An 18,964-nucleotide genomic window follows, 5' to 3' on the forward strand; every position below is an offset into this window, starting at 1 on the left:
CACCAGAGTTAATTGATGTAATCATTTCAGGTAGTGGACTAATTGGTCTTATTACTGCTATTGGCCTGAGTAATGACTCTGTATCTGTAGCCGTAATTGAGAAAAATAGTTTACCATGCACAGTCAATGATAATCGAGCATTTGCTATTTCTCAAGGGTCAAAAAAAATACTAGAAAAATTAGGGATTTGGCAGTTCTTAGAAGATGAAGCTGAACCAATACTTGATATATGCATATTAGATGGAGATAGCCCATTTACTGTTCATTATGACCATAAAATGGTTGGTGAAGAGCCAATGGGCTATGTAATCAAGAGCGCTATTATATGGAATGCAATCAATAACAATTTTTTGCATAAACTCAATATATATTCTCCACGTTCCTATAAAACAATCTCTTGTGACGCAGGATACATGGAAGTTACTCTTGATAATGATCAAAAATTGATATCATCACTATTTATCTGTGCTGAAGGTAAAAACTCTAAGTTACCAGAGTTGTTTTCTATACCAATGATAAAATTTGATTATAAACAAAATAGCATGGTATTTAATGTAAAACATGAATTACATCACCAAAACTTAGCTGTAGAGAGGTTTTTTCCTGGTGGTCCATTTGCAATTTTGCCAATGAAAGGTGGCTATACTTCTTCAATAGTTTGGACAGAAAAATGCGAAATTTCAAAAATGCTGATGAGCTTATCTGAAGAGGAGTTTATCATAGAACTCAAAAAAAGATTTGGTTCTTATTTGGGAGAAATTGAATTAGAGGGTGAAAGAAAATCTTACCCTTTGAGTTTTACTTTTGCGAGAAAGCTTCATAAAAGCAGAATTTTGCTTATTGGCGATGCAGCACATTCAATCCACCCGGTTGCAGGTCAAGGACTTAATCTTGGAATGAGAGATGTAGAGAGTGTTATTAGACAAATAACTAATGCAAAAGTGTCTGGCATTGACGTTGGCAGTAATTACCTATTGAAGAAAATTTCACGTGATAGATACTTTGACAACCTCACTATGGCACTTGCAACTGATGGACTAAATAGAATATTTTCCAACAGAATACTTTGTGTTAAAGTTCTGAGCAATCTTGGTTTAATGGTAGTTGAAAATTCAGATTTTCTTAAAAAAAGCTTCGTTCGACATGCTATGGGGTTTATATAAATCATTAGATTTCTTGCATCATAATCAGGTGTCATTATAGTAGTTGACACTGGAGCTCAAATTTCATAATGTCATTCCAGTGCCCAGACACTGGCATCCAGAAAAATTTATAAGCAAACTTGAGCTTATGCTAAATTTGATGAAATGAAAAACTGGATTCCAGCGTCACGCACTGGAATGACAAGAAAAAGGGTACTTGCATGACATTAGATGATTCTCCTTATTTTAGCATTAAACGCGATGAAGAAAATCATTTATAATCGCTATAGCAACTAGTGTTGAAACCTGACGTGGAGAATAATTCAGGTATATCAATAATGGATGATTAATAGCTGTACTGCTTATAACCATATGAACATTGAAAATTTTGGAATAGCTTATGTCAAATTCCTATTCTCTTTTCCAGTTTTTTAGGGGTTTTTTTCTTGCAAGCATAATAGTTTCGTATACATAATGAAAACAAATGGTATTTTTAGCTTGATAACAGAGGAAAATAAAGAGGGCTTAGGTGTAACACTCAAATAATGATTTACCTTATGGATACCGCTAGAAAAGTTGATTAAGGTATACAATTCTCTCTGCGTCAAGTTACTGAAGATATCGAATCTACAAACGCTTTGGATTTAGTATACTACGCCTCTGTACACAGTATCTTTAATGTAAATGCCCATGTGATTCCATAGATAATCTCTGTTTTTTTATTTTGTCTGTCCATTTATCATTTTCTATATCTTGTTTGTTGGTTGCTTTTTCTTCTTGCTCAACAATCGCCTTATCTATCTTCTTATGAATTGCATCAATTGCATTAATTGCATTTTTTTCTTTGTATACTTCGCTTTTTCCTTCAATAATTAAATTGGTAAAAATATTTACAACAAACTGCACTTGATTATGATTAACCTGACCTTTTATCAAAAAAGGTAAAGATCTTAATTCTATTATATATTGACCTATGTTATTCTCTATGCCTTCTGTATGCATTAATATTTCATTATCAAACTCTCTCAATATTTCTGATGCTATTTTACCTTGAAAGAAAAGCCCTAAATTATCTGCTACTTCACTTATTAATAACTCTCTGTTTTCTTTATTATCTTCCAATTTAGTATAATCACGCAGTAGATCCATAACTGCAGATACTCTGACTTCAATAATATCATCAACATCTTCACCTCCTAGAGCAACTCCTGATCCCAATAACCTCTCTCTGAGATTTTTCTTTAAAAGATTGGTAAATTTTTCATTTGCATCCGATCCTGTAGTAGATATTGTACCATCGTTGTTTACTTTGATTTGAGTACCTAAGCTATGCTCTATTTGTATTTTTATCTCAGGTTTAAATCCTAATTTTGTACAGAATTTCTGAAAATATTCTTTAATAATGTCAAACAAGCTCTTGCCATTATCTTTATAATTTTTTAACTCTTCAGGAATAGTGAGTGATAATTTACCTTCTTTATATATTATATCATCTTTGTCATTTTGAGATTCGAGTATGAATTCTAATGAGCTGGATAGGTCACATATTTTCTCTTCCGGATTGTCAATCGTGGTTATAGGCATTGCCATATCAGACGTCACTTTTATGCAGTTGTGGTCGGTGCAGTAAATGTTTAGCGCTTTTTTAGGACTGTGTGGAGTTAAATTACAACTACTGAGTGCGGCATGAGATTCATTAAATATACCAGCCCCATACCCTGCTTGATTACAATTGGTGACTAACTCTTCTAAAATAGCATCACTTGGAACCTTTGCTTCAGCGTATCTAAACATTTCCTTGAAAATTTCCTTTGCTAATGCACGGTAATCTTTTTTGGAGAATAGATGATAAGAGCTTCTCCCTGCGTTATAAAATCTCTCAAATTCCTTTCTATATTCATCAATTTTTTTCTCATCAGCAACTGTAGGGCTATTACAATGATTTTCCCAAACTTCAGATAGTCTATCTTGATCAAGCTCCCTAAGTACTGGTTCCATAAAAGCTTTACCTTCTTCAGAGAGGTTATCAAAATTATCACGGTTAAAAATCTCATTTTTATAATCTTTAGCTCCTTCCTTAAATGCAATAATAAAATTTTTATCTATTTCTTTTTCATTAATAATAAAATTCATTCTTTGAAAATCTAAGAACATTGTTTCACCGGAATTCGCTAATTTATTATCTTGATCTGCTCTTAATTTACTAAAATTGAATTCTTTAGCTGTGGCCTTTAATCTAACTACCGGACTCTTCTTTGCCTCTTTCATAATTAACACCTTACTATAAATATGCTGTAAGTTGTACCATATAATGATGAATAATTTTATAATATATAAAAAAGTCGATAGTCTATTTCTTTATTTTAGGGATATAGGAAAGGCGTAGATTTCTCTTTTCATTTGTAGCATGCTGCATTAATATTTACGTATTAATCTAGAAAATAGTGATGAATAATATTGTAATTGTTGGTCTGCAATGGGGTGATGAAGGTAAGGGTAAAATAGTAGATTATCTTTCTGAGAATGCAGATGTAGTTGTGAGGTTTCAGGGGGGAAATAATGCAGGGCATACTATAGTAGTAGGTGATAAGGTGTATAAATTAAATTTACTGCCCTCTGCTGTTTTGAGACCAGGCAGAATATCTATCATAGGAAATGGCGTTGCTCTCGATTCACACGCTTTAATCTCAGAAATAGAGTCATTGAAAGTTAAAGGGGTAGACGTAAATCATAACAATTTGATGATATCTGAAAGTTGCCCATTAATACTCAGTGTACATAAAGACAAGGAAAAGCTATTTGAAGATTTAAACGGAAATTGCAAAATTGGCACAACAAACAAAGGGATAGGACCATGTTATGAAGATAAAGTTGGCAGGAGAGCTATACGCCTTTGTGACTTAGAAAACACAGATGAGCTCAATCAAAGAGTGGACGCTCTCCTGAGTTACCATAATGCTATCAGAAAAGGACTTAACTACCAGGTAGTTAAAAAAGAAGAAATATTAAAGGAAATTGAAGAGATTTCAGAAAAAATTCTTTTATATAAAAAACCTGTGTGGAAGATACTAAATGATTTTATGAAAAAAGGTAAGAAAATAATATTTGAAGGCGCTCAAGGCGCATTTTTAGATATCGACCACGGAACTTACCCTTTTGTTACTTCAAGTAATACCGTAGCATCGCAAGCGATAACAGGCTCAGGATTATCCTACAATGCTCACATTATTGGTGTAGCAAAAGCGTATACAACAAGAGTGGGTAATGGTCCATTTCCTACTGAACAAAATAACGAGATTGGAGACAGCTTATTTTCTATAGGTAAGGAACTTGGAACAGTAAGCAATAGAAGAAGGCGCTGCGGATGGTTTGACGCAGTTTTAGTGCGCCAGGCCGTACAACTCTCTGGAGTTTCAAGCATTGTATTAACCAAATTAGATATTCTTGATTCTTTTGATACTATTAAAATAGGCACTGGTTATAAGTATGGCGGAAAAATGTATGATTATTTACCCGCATCACATTCAATACAAAAAGAATTAGAGCCAATATATGAAGAATTTCCTGGTTGGAAAGAGAAAACTCAAGGCAAAAGGTCAGTTAAGGAATTACCTGCAAATTTGATGAAATATGTGAGAAAAATAGAAGAATTAATAGGTGTACCAATTCATCTAATTTCAACTAGTCCCAATAGAGAGGATGTTATTAAGCTTAAAAATCTATGAAAACGTCTTGTTAACTTTTATCTAATAAAAAACGATACTTGTGTGACTTCAAGCAATCTATTATGCAAAGTAGCAGCGTAAACGTACAGTGAGCAGTGTGATTTTTCTTAAATACATGTTGATTGTTATAATATAAATATAGTTGTAAGGGGTATATTATGATTGCAGGTTTGACTAAGGGAGACAAAGCAGTAAAAGCGGAAAAAACAAGTGATCAGCTGAGAGAATTGTCAGTTGCAGAATATGTAGTTAAGTCAATACATGACTTGCAAAAATTGCATAATAGATTATGTTCATCACAGGGCAACAATTGTGTTAATGATAGAGAGAAGTTTGTCCAAGATAGTGATGGGCTTGGTATATTTCAATTTCTCAAAAGCTATATTAATGATGCAGAAAAAAATGAGCCTTCCATTAAGAACCTTACTATAATGAAATTTCTTCGCTCAATTATAGAAGATAGGGAACTGTATAAAAGTTATGCAGTTTCGATGATTTTCTCGATTGTGAGTTAGAAAATTTGAGAGATAAGATAAGCTTATTAGCGCTTTTGAGAGAAAAGATGGACTTTACTGATATACAAAAAGCTTATGGTAATTGGCGTTTTAGTAATCTAATAGGTGATAATGATTTTAAGCGAATGTATGTGGATGAAGCAGTAAAAGAAAGAGAAAAGCCTGTTAATGAGGACTTTGAGAAAAATATAGGTAAATACATAGAGTTAGTAAAGGAAGGAAAAGAAGTTGCAAGTAGGTATTTTGGAAAATGGAAAGAGGACTTTCAAGTTTACTGTGAAGAAATTGACAATAATAATAAAGTTTTGAATATTAACCTTACTCATTACGACAATAGTGAGCCAACAAAGATTAGTGACGTTTTACAGCAAGAGAAAGATATTAAAGAACTGAATATCTATTGCAATAAAAAACATGAAATACACGCTCATAAAAAAGATAAGAAAAGATATTATGAATTTAAAGAAGGTGCATATTATGAAATGACAAGCACTTGGGCTGCAAAAGATGGATCAGGAATGTGTACCATGATTATGAATGTGAGTAGCGATGGCATAACTGAAATACTAAAATTTAATGGTGAAGATTTTGTTTCATCGAAGGAGATTCTAGAATTAATAAAGCAAAACGATGAATTATATATTCAAGGTCTCTCCTTATATGATGCTGTAATGGAATCACTAGAAGAGAATAGGGCTACTCCTATTAATCTTTACAATGAATCTATGGTGGCTTATCAAGGTAAGGAACCAGAGGGGAAGTTAGATCATAAAGTTGATGCTGATAATAGCCTTCCTTCTTCTCCTTCTATTAATAGCAATGCATTGAAAGCCAATTTACAGCACACTAAAACTCAACTAGAAATTGCTTCACAACAAATCCGAACTCAAGAGGAAACTAACTCACAACGAATGGATGAATTGATTCCAGATAATCAAATATCGTCTAAAGAAAATGTCGAATTAAAGCAAGAAATGTCAAGCTTGAAAAAAGGAGCTACTGAATTGAAGCAAGAAATAGAAGCAGAAACAATTGTAAAGTTAGAGAGGCATGATAGCAATTTAAAAGATGAACTTGAAGAAGAAGTAAAGTTCGACATCGAAGATCCAGAAATCGAGTACGAGGAATTTCCAGAAGATATACTTGAACTCATTGAAGACGAAGATAGTATTGATGAATTGCAAGAGAACTACAGCGACAATGGGCTTGGTATATTTCAATTTCTCAAAAGCTATATTAATGATGCAGAAAAAAATGAGCCTTCCATTAAGAACCTTACTATAATGAAATTTCTTCGCTCAATTATAGAAGATAGGGAACTGTATAAAAGTTATGCAGTTTCGATGATTTTCTCGATTGTGAGTTAGAAAATTTGAGAGATAAGATAAGCTTATTAGCGCTTTTGAGAGAAAAGATGGACTTTACTGATATACAAAAAGCTTATGGTAATTGGCGTTTTAGTAATCTAATAGGTGATAATGATTTTAAGCGAATGTATGTGGATGAAGCAGTAAAAGAAAGAGAAAAGCCTGTTAATGAGGACTTTGAGAAAAATATAGGTAAATACATAGAGTTAGTAAAGGAAGGAAAAGAAGTTGCAAGTAGGTATTTTGGAAAATGGAAAGAGGACTTTCAAGTTTACTGTGAAGAAATTGACAATAATAATAAAGTTTTGAATATTAACCTTACTCATTACGACAATAGTGAGCCAACAAAGATTAGTGACGTTTTACAGCAAGAGAAAGATATTAAAGAACTGAATATCTATTGCAATAAAAAACATGAAATACACGCTCATAAAAAAGATAAGAAAAGATATTATGAATTTAAAGAAGGTGCATATTATGAAATGACAAGCACTTGGGCTGCAAAAGATGGATCAGGAATGTGTACCATGATTATGAATGTGAGTAGCGATGGCATAACTGAAATACTAAAATTTAATGGTGAAGATTTTGTTTCATCGAAGGAGATTCTAGAATTAATAAAGCAAAACGATGAATTATATATTCAAGGTCTCTCCTTATATGATGCTGTAATGGAATCACTAGAAGAGAATAGGGCTACTCCTATTAATCTTTACAATGAATCTATGGTGGCTTATCAAGGTAAGGAACCAGAGGGGAAGTTAGATCATAAAGTTGATGCTGATAATAGCCTTCCTTCTTCTCCTTCTATTAATAGCAATGCATTGAAAGCCAATTTACAGCACACTAAAACTCAACTAGAAATTGCTTCACAACAAATCCGAACTCAAGAGGAAACTAACTCACAACGAATGGATGAATTGATTCCAGATAATCAAATATCGTCTAAAGAAAATGTCGAATTAAAGCAAGAAATGTCAAGCTTGAAAAAAGGAGCTACTGAATTGAAGCAAGAAATAGAAGCAGAAACAATTGTAAAGTTAGAGAGGCATGATAGCAATTTAAAAGATGAACTTGAAGAAGAAGTAAAGTTCGACATCGAAGATCCAGAAATCGAGTACGAGGAATTTCCAGAAGATATACTTGAACTCATTGAAGACGAAGATAGTATTGATGAATTGCAAGAGAACTACAGCGACATCATTGCAGATCAAATTCAGACAATTGAAGAAATGAAAGAAGAAATAGAAAACTTAAATAATCAAGTTAAATACTTAGAGGATCAACAAGATCAAGTTACTGATAAACAAAAAATTAGCAAGACCATAAGTGGTTATGCAAAACAATATTATATTCTAATGGGAGAAGTTTTTAGTGAACCTGATAATGAGTCTGATGTTCCACTGAAAGAAAAGACAACATTGCACAAATCTCCAAGCCTTGATAGTGGACTTGATAGCGATGAGGAAAATTGTGATAATGATTTATCTTCTAACATAAGTTCTATAAGTTCTGTTGAGAAGGTGGCAGAGAGTAGAAACGTAGGTAACTTGCTTTCCTCTTGTATTATATGGAGATAAGTTGCAAGAGCAATACTCACGTAGAGTATAAAAATCTCCTGTATTGATAATAATTTAAAATCTATAGTAGACTGAAAAAGATTATTAAATTATAATACGACAATGACAAAAGAAGACAAATCAAAAACAATTTTTGAAGTGGAAGGGGCAGTAACTGCTTTACTACCTGCAGCAGAATTTAGAGTGAAGCTGGACAATGAACATGAGATTATCTGTCATGTATCAGGGAAAGTGAGAAGAAGTAAAATACGCATAATTATAGGCGATAGGGTGTTGGTTGAGATGAGTGTTTATGATAGGAATGCAAGAAAGGGTAGGATAATAAAAAGGCTCAAGTGATAGAACAATCTCTAGATAATCTTATTCTTGCTTCATCATCAGAAAGGCGAGTAGCCTTACTAAAACAAATAAATATTAAGCCAGGTTTGGTTTTGCCAGCAGATACAGATGAATCGCCTTTGGAGAAAGAGCTGCCAAAAGATTACTCAATCCGTATGGCAAAAAGTAAAGCCGAGAAAATACAAAGTGCAAATCCAAATTACTTTGTGCTTGGTGTTGATACAGTTGTTGCTTGTGGTAGAAGGATACTGCTCAAAGCTGAAAACGTTGAGCAAGCAGAAAAATGCGTTCGCTTGTTATCAGGAAGAAGGCATAGAGTATACACCAGTGTGTGTTTATTAACTCCTGATCAATCTAAACAGCATATTAGGACTGTAGTTACAATAGTGAAATTTAAGCGTCTCAGTGAACAAGAAATTAAATATTATTTAGCATCAGAAGAGTGGAAAAACAGGGCAGGGGGGTGCAACATACAAGGTCTTGCAGGAATGTTTGTATTATTTTTACGTGGCTCATACTCTTCTGTAATAGGGTTACCATTACATGAAACCCATTGCTTGCTAAGTAATTACTTTAACCTATATTGAAATACCATCATCTTTTTCCTGTTGCTCAGCAATAAGTTTAATCCAAAGTAATTTTTTATTCTTGTTTGCTAATGCAATTCTATTGCGATCAGGACTATCATTGCGTTCTGTTAAAGTATCTTTTCTTTCCTCTTCTATTCCAGCTTTCAGTTGTGCTGCATCTTTTTCTAGCAATTTATATAGTTCGCTATTTTTGTCTATAGTCAGATTAGTATTATCATTTTCTTGTTCTGCCACTTTTCTTTCTAATAACTTACGTACAGGGTCATATTTTTTACCTTCTTTTATTTCTTTCAACATACTTTCTGAGAATAAATCTTTAGTAGCCTGGTCTCTCAATCCTTTATTCAATTTTTCCAATGTATCTTTTGGTTCAATGGTTTCTAATCTCTTCTCTAATTGCTCAGAATTGACCTGAAAATTATCGTGGCTAGTGTAAGTTGGAGATGAGTAACCTGAGTCGTTTATTTCTTTCTCCGCTGCATTGTCTTTTAGCAATCCAGCTGCTAATAAATGTTCTTTTGTTTGCTCACTCATTTTCTTTTGATTTACTGGTTTTAGCAGGAATTTCTGAGTTTCTTTATCCAACTTACTGGTAAATTCCGTAAGTAGGGTATCATCTCTTTGTTCAACATTCATTAGGCTCGCTTTTAACTGTCCAGAATTTACTCGAGATTTTTCATGATTAGAGTGAGTTGGAGATGAATAGCCCGAATCGTTTGTTTTTATGTCTGTTGAGCTGTATTCTAGAGATTCATTTTCTTGTTCGGTTTCTTTTTGTTCATCGTTTCCTCTTTCTTCGTTTTCCTTAGTGCTAAGATAATCTTTTTCTTGTTTATCTGATTGAGAATTTGAAAGCGTTATATACTCATCTTCGTTATCGCTCCAACCATCTTCGAAGTCAGAAAATTCTTCATCATACTCACTTTCACTACGTAATAACTCATTTTTTGCTTTCCATGCAAGAATCGAAGCTACATCATTTAGTGGTTGCTTATTTCCAGTATTGCGTGATTCTTTAGCGTTTTCATACTTAAATGCATCTTTAGCTTTTTTGAATGCAACGTCTTGTGCTGGTGCAGCGCTTTCAGTAGTTGTAGGATCAAAAATTGCACCTTTTTGCCGATTATTAGATATTTGCTCACTTTCATCTGATTTTCGGCTTCCAGATGCAGTATATCCAAACGTAGTAAATGTAGACTGCCTATCGTTTTGATTTTGGCTTACAGATTTGGTGAAAGCAGTACTGTTTGAATGATCAGAATATGGAGAATTGTAGTTATTTCTACTATTAATCCGTATTGGCTGATACTCACCTTTTTGCTGATTATTAGGTAATGAACTAGTTCTAGGTGGCAGTGATGGTGGAATCTTTTTAGCAGATGCGTTATTAGAATTTGTAGTGCTAGTCGTTACATGCTTAAACTCAACTTCTTGATCTTGAGTAGCTTGAACGCCAACACCTTTACTAATATCACTTTCTATGAAAGTTTCAGATGATTGTTGATTCTCTTGTTCTTGTCCTTTCTCCTTGAATTGTATTTGATATAGGAATAAGCCACCTATTTTTACATCTGTGTTTGCTTTTAATTGTTCCTCAGTAACACCATTACGTTCAGTGAGATCTACACCATCTTTATCAATCTTGATTTTGATAGTACATTTTTTTCCATTTTTGTCATGCCAATTCAAAGTCATTTCATATGAACCATCGGTTACAACATAATGCCTTATTCTTTTCTCTCCTTCTTCGGCAACAAAACCGTGCATTCCGCTCTTTCCATCACTATGCAGCGTTGAAAATCCCGAAATTCCTTTCTTCTGACAAAAGTCACTATTTAAAAACTCGCTGATTTTAAACTCTTTTTTGTCATCTCCCAGTGTAATACTTGCGTGATCGCCATATATTGAAACTCCTGCGATATCATCAACATACTCTTTTAACCTTGCTTTAACTTCACTTTCAAGCTTTTGTTCGGCTTTCTTTATCTTGTTCTGCTCTGGAAGAATAACTTCATAAGCTTTATTTTTGTCTTCATCTGTCTCCAAATTCCAGACGGAGTGCTTTATTAGAAACTTTACTGCATTAAAACCAACTCTGGAATTATAAATTGGGTCGTCTTCCTTTTTTATTTCATCGAATAAAGTAAAAAATCCTCGAATGAATTCATGATATTGTTGTGTGCTTTGAGTATTCATATTTTCCCTCACTAATAACCCTCTGCCTTTTAGCCTTAGCTAGTACAATTATTACGGGAATTGATTTAGTTTTTATTAAAGAAGTTGTATTGCTAACGTGATGACATGAGATATTTTATGTTCACATCAAGCAATTTAAGTTGTCATCCCAGTCTGGAATGACAACTTAAAATATTGCCTTAGCTCTGTTTTGCAACTTTAAGTATTTGCTACTCATAGTAAATACTTCTGGATCTTGAGAAGTGAGCTTGAGTATAGCAAGTATGTTTATGAGCAGCAAAGCAGCAATTGAAATATCAGCGATATCCCAGAGTAACTTAACTCCACCAATTGCACCAAGTGGAATGATTAAGGTAACTGGGATGACAACTTAAAATATTGCCTTAGCTCTGTTTTGCAACTTTAAGTATTTGCTACTCATAGTAAATACTTCTGGATCTTGAGAAGTGAGCTTGAGTATAGCAAGTATGTTTATGAGCAGCAAAGCAGCAATTGAAATATCAGCGATATCCCAGAGTAACTTAACTCCACCAATTGCACCAAGTGGAATGATTAAGGTAAAAACTACAGTCCAGATTTTAGTGTATTTATTATCCATAGATACATAGCGTATTGTTTGTTTTGAACAAAAAAACCAAGTAAAGATAGTAGTAAAGGCAAAACAAAACATTATAGCCATAATAAAATAGTCAATATAGGGCCAATTCATAGCTTTTCTAAAAGCAAAAATGCACATATTAGTGCTCTCTAAATCAGTAATCCAAGAATCCGTGACAAGCAGTACCATTGTTGTAATGAATACTATGAGTGCAACTATAAAAGGAGATATTATTGTGATTAGACTCTGTTCAATGATAAATTTATTGTTATTTTTTTTAGGAGTAATCGAGGAGTGTACAATTCCTTCGAGGCCAAGTCCTATATCTGTTGCAAAAATACCTCGCAAAGTTCCTACTTGAATAATAGTCAACATTTCTAAAATAAAACCTAAAGATAAACCAGATGTAAAGCTACTAGTTGTAAAAAAACTGCTTGTTATTAATTTTAGAGAAGGAAGGATATTTTCACTAAACTTAAATAATATTATACCGCAAAGTGTAAGGTAACTTACCGTCATTATCGGTATCATAGCCGATATAAAAATTTTAATTTTTTTTAAGCTAAGAGCTGCAACAACAAAAAATATTATGGCCATTACAATGCCGCCAATAACTACAGGTACATCTACCATGCTGAGTGGTATTGATAGAGAATTTACCTGAACAAGATTACCAACTGTTATTGAAACTATTACCATAACAATTAGAAACACAATTGTAGCTTTGCTAGAGTTAAATGAGTCATTCATGTAGGCTACAGGTCCACCTATAAACCGTCCATTTTTTTCTTTTCTGGTTTTTATACTTAGGTAACAAGTAACATATTTTATCACAGAAGTAACAACAATAATGATTGCCATCCATAAAATGGATCCCGGTCCTCCGGTTTTTAGAGCAACAGCAGTTCCTGAAATATTTCCTACTCCTAAATTTCCCCCTAAGATTGTAAACAGAGCAGCTATAGAAGAAAATTTATTTTCTCCTCTTTTAGCTCCAATAAGTGAAAGGGCATACGGTAGTCTAAATATCTGCAACCATTTTAGTTTAACCGATAGGTAAACACCAGCAACTAGTATGAGTAGTATTGTTGGCAGTAATAAAACAAACTTTACTGTATCCATCTGTAAAAGAGAGATTTTTACTTGAGTATATAGCAAAAGTTGAAAAATACCTAACCTATTTTCTATGTATGACTTCGTTTCCATTATTCTAGCACCTCTTATCTTGTCATACCAATCACAACTGATTGTAATATGGTACAATGTTCATACAATGTCATTCCAGTGCTTAACACTGGAATATTGTGTTTTTACATAAGGTTAGCTGCTTTTATACTTATCAACTTAGTGTCTAATCTGGATGCCAGAGGGCTTTGTTGCATAGCAGGAGAAAAACTAGCGATTACTGACAGTTTATTGATATCGGGATCTATAAAATCCTTTAGTGGTCGACTGGTTTTTATCTCGGCATTTTTAGGGATACACCTATCTTTACATATTGCGTACTTTATATGAAAGTTAATATCAGCGTATTCCTGATTTGGAATGATATTAGTTTTAAAGGGAAATAACACCATATCTTCATATATGTTACTAACAAATGTAACTTCCCCAACTTTATCTTCATGTTCCTTGGGAGTAGGCCAATGAATATCTATATTTGATATGTTACCCTGACAGTCAAAGGAAGTAGGAAGGCCGAAATCTCCAGGATCTTTGTAATATATATGCCAACCTGGTTTTATTGTAACCTTTATTGCGCCTTCAATGGTGAGGTTTGCTTTATTTACCTTACCAATGAGCAGATCAAATTTTGCAACTTCTTCTTCAGCGCACAATTGAGTGCAAGAAAAAAGTAAAAGTAGGATTGAGTATATACGTATTTTCATAAATACTCTATTTATGAAGAAAATAATTTAAGTTCTATCTATTATAATAAAAATATTATATAAATCATTTGTTAATATAATATTATGCTAATACAAATATAGTAGCAATTATAACTTTCATATATTATTTTTTTATTTTTAAGCAGTTATAATATTAAAGAGACGTAACAAATATAAATAGTAGTGGCTTTGCATAGAAAGCCACAAATTTATTTCCTTTATAAATATAAGACTTTTTAGAACTAGAAAGATACCTTGGAGCAAGTTGCTCCAAGGCTCTTGTTTACTTAGAATCCACCCATTCCGCCCATTGCTCCTGCACCCATAGGTGATGAAGCATTTTCTTCTTTGTTTGGTAGATCAACTATCATAGATTCAGTAGTAATAAGTGCGCTTGCTACAGACACTGCCGTTTCAAAAGCAATACGCACTACTTTTGCCGGATCAATTACACCAGCTGTTGATGCATTAGCGTAGTTCATAGCCTCAACGTTGTATATAAGCTCTTTATCATTCTGCTTAATCAAATAGTCAATTATAACAGCAGATTCAAGACCAGCATTTTTAACCAATCTTTTGATTGGAGCACTGAGAACTTTTTTGACAATGTTGATACCTATTTGCTCTTCATCGCTTGAAGCTTTTAGCTTATCAAGAGTAGATGCAGCATAAAGAAGTGCAACTCCTCCACCTGGAACTATCCCTTCTTCAATTGCAGCTCTTGTTGCATGAAGTGCATCTTCTACTCTATCTCTGCGTTCTTTTACTTCTACTTCGGTTGCTGCTCCACCAACTTTGAGTACAGCAACACCGCCTGATAATTTTGCTAAACGCTCTCTTAGCTTTTCTTTGTCATAATCAGAGGTTGAAGTTTCAATCTGAGATTTAATCTGGTTAATTCTAGCATCCACTCTGTTTTGTTTATCAGAGTCGCTGTCTTCACTAACAATTGTAGTATTGTCTTTAGTGATTTTAACATTTTTAGCAGTACCAAGATCTTCGAGAGTTAAATCCTCCATCTTGATTCCAAGCTCATCTTTTATGACATACTTAGCACCTGTTAAAGCTGCTATATCTTCGAGCATCTCCTTTCTCCTATCACCAAAACCTGGAGCTTTTACTGCAGCAACTTTTAGACCACGTAATTTGTTGATCACTAAAGTGCTTAATGCTTCACCTTCAACATCTTCTGCAATGATAAACAAAGGTTTACCAGACTTAAAAATAGCCTCAAGAATAGGAAGTAAAGGTTGAATAATATTAAGTTTTTTTTCTGTAATTAGCAAATATGGATCATCAAGCTCCACGCTCATCTTTTCATTATTTGTAACAAAGTATGGAGAGAGATAACCACGGTCAAACTGCATACCAGTTGTAAGTTCAACTTCTAATTCTTTTGAACCCTTACTCTCTTCAACAGTGATGACGCCTTCTTTTCCAACCTTTTTAACAGCATCAGCAATGCTATTACCAATATCTTTATCACCATTTGCAGAAATTATTGCAACTTGTGCAACTTCATCCATTTTCTCTAAAGAAATTGTGCGAGACATTGATGTAATCTCCTTTAATATCACATCTTTTGCCTTCTGTATTCCATTTTTGATACAAATACGATCATTTCCAGCTGCAATTGACTTTGAAGCTTCCATTATCATATTGCTAGTCAGTATTGAGCATGTTGTGGTACCATCACCAACTTTGTCATTACACTGAGAAGCACTTTGAGCAATGGTGCTTACTATCGCAGAGTGTAATGGTTTTTCAGGCTTTATACCTTTCATTACCTTATAGCCATCCTTTGTGACCTCTGGTCCACCATATGGCTTGCTAATTCCTATTGTATTTCCCCTAGGCCCTGCAGTTGCTCCCACCGTTGAGTCAACCATTGCTGCAACTTCACGAAAGGCTTCTTGCAACTGTTCGCCTGATACTACTATGTTAGCCATTTTTATCACTCCTTAAATTAATAAAAAATTTAGAATATTAAAATACATAATGCACTATATAGCTCATTAGTTTAGCAAAATAGGAATACTTACTTGATAACAGCAAGTAGGTCTGACTCCTTCATCACGACATACTTTTCATTATCATGCTCTACTTCTGTTCCAGCCCACTGCCTGTAGAAAACCTTATCACCAGTTTTTACAGTTAAAGCTATACGCTCTCCGCTTGAGTTGCGTGAACCACTACCAATTGCTATAACTTCACCTTTAGTAGGCTTCTTTTCAGCACTTGATGGTAGTACAATTCCACCTTGTTTTTCTTCAGTAACAGGCTTTATTAGCACGTTATCATCTAATACATTCAAATTTATACTTGACATTTATGTTTCCTCATTAATAGATTAACCTACAATTCTATGTAGTAATCCAAAGGTTACATTTCAAGGGTTGGAGTTAGTAAAAGTTTATAATTAAGGTTTGAACAGAAGTTTTATGGGTTACATACCGCTAGCAAACCGTAGTCTAATATCTTTATACGGACCAGACACGAGAGATTTTCTTCAGGGTGTTATAACAAATGATATTAATAAACTAAGTAGCCAGCAGGCAATTTACTCTTTATTACTTAACCCTCAGGGAAAATATCTGTACGATTTTTTCCTCATTGAGCATGATAAATATATTTATTTGGAGTGTGAAAATGCCCATCTACAGCAAATAATTGAAAAATTAGACTTGCTCAAAACTTACCTTAGAGTGAGGATTAAAGACATTAGTTCACTATATAAGGTTGGAGTCTTGTTTGATGCTAAGTTGGCGAAGTGTAGTAGTAAGTCACAAGTTATTTTTCAAGATCCAAGGCACAAGCTGCTGGGAATGAGGATCATACATGAAGATGAAATAAAAGAACCGGTTGGAGATTTTATTCAGTATGAAAAAGTTAGAATTAAAAACCTTGTCCCAGATGGAGCAAAAGATATGGTGCAAAATTCATCATTTCCGCTGCAATATTTAATCGATAAGATAAATGGTATAAGCTTTAATAAAGGGTGCTATATAGGTCAGGAAGTTGTAAATCGAATGAGCAGACAAGAAAAATTCAGAAGGAAACTTTACCTTGTTGATGGAAAAAATGCACTTCCAAATATTGGTACTAAAGTAATCAGTGAACATAATGAAGAAGTAGGAGAACTACGCTCTAGTGTCGACAATATTGGACTTGCATTGCTTAATACTGGAAAAAGCCACGCAAATTTATATGTCGGTGGGGTTAGCATTAAGACGTTATAAAATATCTATTCGGGTAAAAGCCCCTTTTTCTTGTTTAAGTGTTTGTGATAGTTATCCACAGTATTGTGAATAACTCAGTTGATAACCCAGAGAAATACATATTTTACGCATTATGAACCCCAGTTATGGATTATCCGAGTCAATAAAGCTTAGAAATAGAGGGCTTTTTCGACTGCATGGAATACGAAATTAATGTTGAAAAATATGTACTAAAAAATTTATGGGGGATCTATGCCGAAGCTCAAATTTATTTTTCAAACAACCAAAAACTGTCTCAATAATCGACCTTTTTCTCAATAAAATCTTCTCTTTGAGTGAAATTAGTGATGCCTTTTTTCACTTTAGTGATGAGTTTTAGGCCTCTATCAAAGAGCTCTTTCTTCTTTATCTCCGCTGTCAATTTTTTAGTCAAATTTAGTACAGGTTTTCTGTCGTTAACGCTGCCTTTAGTTAGCGTAATACCTTCGCCTATTTCATTGATTATCAGATGCAATTTAAACCCGAACATAGGCTTATATTTGCCAATTCTTTGAAAACCTTATTTTTTGTGATCCTTTTTGCGTGGCAAACAGCAATTGCTGTTGTATCAATATAGAGTAATTTTCGCTTACTCGCAGAACCACTGCAAAAGCATTCCATAAAACCCTCGTTTTTAGAGCAACAAATCTATGATACGAAGGGAGTTTGAAAACTCAGAACTGTACAATAATTTAAGATAATTCAAGTAAAAAAACTTGAAATTTTTGTACGGTGGTAAAGTAAGATTATAGTAAGTATTTCTGGCATAATAATTTCAGGTATTCTTGTATCTTTCTTCATGGATAACCTCTTAATTATTGCTAAAATACTTGAGTATTCCTCTCTTTATTAATTCTACTTTCTAATCCATAACTGGGGTTATAAGTACTTCGGAGATTCATAATAAAGTGGACAGCTCTAAAAAATTATATCAATTTTAATCTTTTTTAGTTGTGATTTTGATATTTTTCTAATAAGAGCCAATAAGGGAGTAAGGAATGGTCTTTAAGTGAAGATTTTAAGTACTCTTAAAGTAATACTTGAGTGTTTTTGGATGCTAATCTGGGAGTTCAACAGGCACTTTTTTATGCTGTTTTAAAAGAGCAAAAATTGCATTTTCTCTTGCTGAAAGCTTGTGTTTCTTATATTTTCCATAATGTATATTATGTAATTTTCGATACTAATAAAAATATCTGCCAATCTTTTAAACAACAACCTATCGAACCTCCATTAGTACTTAAAAGGAACTATTAAAGTACCTCTTTAAGTATTAAGAAGCACTTAAAATTTCAACCTTTAGCTCCAATACGACCCCCTATTTGTCTTTTCTTAAAAAGCGTTAAGATATTTATCAATTGAGTAAGTTTTTCTATAAATATTTTAATCTAATCATACTCTTTTTTATGTCTTTTTCGATCTTTTTCAGAGTTATCCACAGTTTTTTTATTTTCAATTATATATAAAAAATTTGGAGAAAAGAGTAAGAAGTCTCTTCTTCCTTTTTTTACTTAACTACACTACCATATTTGCCGCTGTAATAGCTGTTTTGTTCTGCATCAACGCTATCTAGCTTCTCACTAGGAACCTCTGCTTTGACATTGTAAGCATTAGGTGGAGAAGGGAGGAACTCTGTGCTTCTTCTTAGACATAAAATCTGTAGAGGAGATAAGAATTCCCTTCTCAAAAGTATAGGCTGAACGGTATCGTAGAAAGACCTGAATGGTTCTAATTCTGTATGCACAAGACTAGCCTTGCTTTTTATTTTT

General features: G+C 33.5%; 15 protein-coding genes and 2 pseudogenes. 8 read left to right on the forward strand and 9 right to left on the reverse strand.

Annotated features, from left to right (window positions below; all coding sequences use genetic code 11):
• The first annotated feature begins 11 nt into the window (after positions 1-11).
• A complete protein-coding gene (gene ubiH, locus BBB02_RS00350; protein ID WP_127463591.1) occupies positions 12-1,163 on the forward strand; it encodes a 2-octaprenyl-6-methoxyphenyl hydroxylase in 1,152 nt (383 codons plus the stop codon).
• 654 nt (positions 1,164-1,817) lie between these two features.
• Here the strand turns inward: ubiH and BBB02_RS00355 are convergent.
• Positions 1,818-3,410 (reverse strand): hypothetical protein, encoded by a 1,593-nt coding sequence (locus BBB02_RS00355; protein WP_127463592.1) that lies wholly within the window; start codon positions 3,408-3,410, stop codon positions 1,818-1,820.
• A gap of 179 nt (positions 3,411-3,589) precedes the next feature.
• On the opposite strand from BBB02_RS00355, the gene BBB02_RS00360 reads away from it, so the two are divergent.
• The 6 genes from BBB02_RS00360 to BBB02_RS00380 all read left to right on the forward strand — a co-directional run bounded on the left by BBB02_RS00360 (position 3,590) and on the right by BBB02_RS00380 (position 9,255).
• Positions 3,590-4,867: an adenylosuccinate synthase gene (locus BBB02_RS00360; protein ID WP_127463593.1), complete on the forward strand. Its 1,278-nt coding sequence runs from the start codon at positions 3,590-3,592 to the stop codon at positions 4,865-4,867.
• Between the two features lie 158 nt (positions 4,868-5,025).
• On the forward strand, positions 5,026-5,382 hold the full coding sequence (locus BBB02_RS06270; protein ID WP_245970133.1) for a hypothetical protein: 357 nt from the start codon (positions 5,026-5,028) through the stop codon (positions 5,380-5,382).
• Positions 5,383-5,387: 5 nt separating this feature from the next.
• Complete coding sequence (locus BBB02_RS00365; protein ID WP_245970134.1) at positions 5,388-6,749, forward strand: hypothetical protein; 1,362 nt, start codon at positions 5,388-5,390, stop codon at positions 6,747-6,749.
• Between the two features lie 5 nt (positions 6,750-6,754).
• Positions 6,755-8,329, forward strand: a complete 1,575-nt coding sequence (locus BBB02_RS00370; protein WP_245970135.1) for a hypothetical protein — start codon at positions 6,755-6,757, stop codon at positions 8,327-8,329.
• A gap of 102 nt (positions 8,330-8,431) precedes the next feature.
• Positions 8,432-8,668 (forward strand): translation initiation factor IF-1, encoded by a 237-nt coding sequence (gene infA, locus BBB02_RS00375; protein ID WP_127463594.1) that lies wholly within the window; start codon positions 8,432-8,434, stop codon positions 8,666-8,668.
• Positions 8,665-9,255, forward strand: coding sequence for a Maf family nucleotide pyrophosphatase (locus BBB02_RS00380; RefSeq protein WP_063630460.1), 591 nt, complete (start codon positions 8,665-8,667; stop codon positions 9,253-9,255). Before infA ends, BBB02_RS00380 begins: the two co-directional genes overlap by 4 nt.
• Here the strand turns inward: BBB02_RS00380 and BBB02_RS00385 are convergent.
• The 6 genes and pseudogenes from BBB02_RS00385 to BBB02_RS00410 form a co-directional block, all read right to left on the reverse strand.
• Complete coding sequence (locus BBB02_RS00385) at positions 9,247-11,454, reverse strand: hypothetical protein (protein ID WP_127463595.1); 2,208 nt, start codon at positions 11,452-11,454, stop codon at positions 9,247-9,249. The two genes, BBB02_RS00380 and BBB02_RS00385, sit on opposite strands and share 9 nt — an antisense overlap.
• A gap of 166 nt (positions 11,455-11,620) precedes the next feature.
• Positions 11,621-11,809, reverse strand: a pseudogene (locus tag BBB02_RS06690) (sodium:alanine symporter family protein); the annotation flags it as partial.
• A 15-nt stretch (positions 11,810-11,824) separates the two neighbouring features.
• Positions 11,825-13,174, reverse strand: a complete 1,350-nt coding sequence (locus BBB02_RS00390) for an alanine:cation symporter family protein (RefSeq protein ID WP_127464282.1) — start codon at positions 13,172-13,174, stop codon at positions 11,825-11,827.
• Positions 13,175-13,362: 188 nt separating this feature from the next.
• Positions 13,363-13,941 (reverse strand): protein-disulfide reductase DsbD domain-containing protein, encoded by a 579-nt coding sequence (locus BBB02_RS00400; protein WP_245970136.1) that lies wholly within the window; start codon positions 13,939-13,941, stop codon positions 13,363-13,365.
• 287 nt (positions 13,942-14,228) lie between these two features.
• Positions 14,229-15,890, reverse strand: a complete 1,662-nt coding sequence (gene groL, locus BBB02_RS00405) for a chaperonin GroEL (protein ID WP_127463596.1) — start codon at positions 15,888-15,890, stop codon at positions 14,229-14,231.
• An 89-nt stretch (positions 15,891-15,979) separates the two neighbouring features.
• The gene (locus BBB02_RS00410) at positions 15,980-16,261 is read right to left on the reverse strand and encodes a co-chaperone GroES (RefSeq protein ID WP_179948519.1); all 282 of its coding nucleotides are present in this window, start codon (positions 16,259-16,261) and stop codon (positions 15,980-15,982) included.
• A 121-nt stretch (positions 16,262-16,382) separates the two neighbouring features.
• On the opposite strand from BBB02_RS00410, the gene ygfZ reads away from it, so the two are divergent.
• Positions 16,383-17,180, forward strand: coding sequence for a CAF17-like 4Fe-4S cluster assembly/insertion protein YgfZ (gene ygfZ / locus BBB02_RS00415; RefSeq protein WP_127463598.1), 798 nt, complete (start codon positions 16,383-16,385; stop codon positions 17,178-17,180).
• Positions 17,181-17,319: 139 nt separating this feature from the next.
• On the opposite strand, the pseudogene BBB02_RS00420 reads toward ygfZ, so the two are convergent.
• Together BBB02_RS00420 and BBB02_RS00430 are read right to left on the reverse strand one after the other, a co-directional pair.
• Positions 17,320-17,996 (reverse strand): annotated as a pseudogene (locus BBB02_RS00420) (transposase); the annotation flags it as partial.
• Between the two features lie 706 nt (positions 17,997-18,702).
• Complete coding sequence (locus tag BBB02_RS00430; protein ID WP_127463599.1) at positions 18,703-18,939, reverse strand: hypothetical protein; 237 nt, start codon at positions 18,937-18,939, stop codon at positions 18,703-18,705.
• Positions 18,940-18,964 lie beyond the last annotated feature (25 nt).

Source organism: Wolbachia endosymbiont of Bemisia tabaci (assembly GCF_003999585.1).
In the GTDB taxonomy this organism is placed as follows: Bacteria; Pseudomonadota; Alphaproteobacteria; order Rickettsiales; family Anaplasmataceae; genus Wolbachia.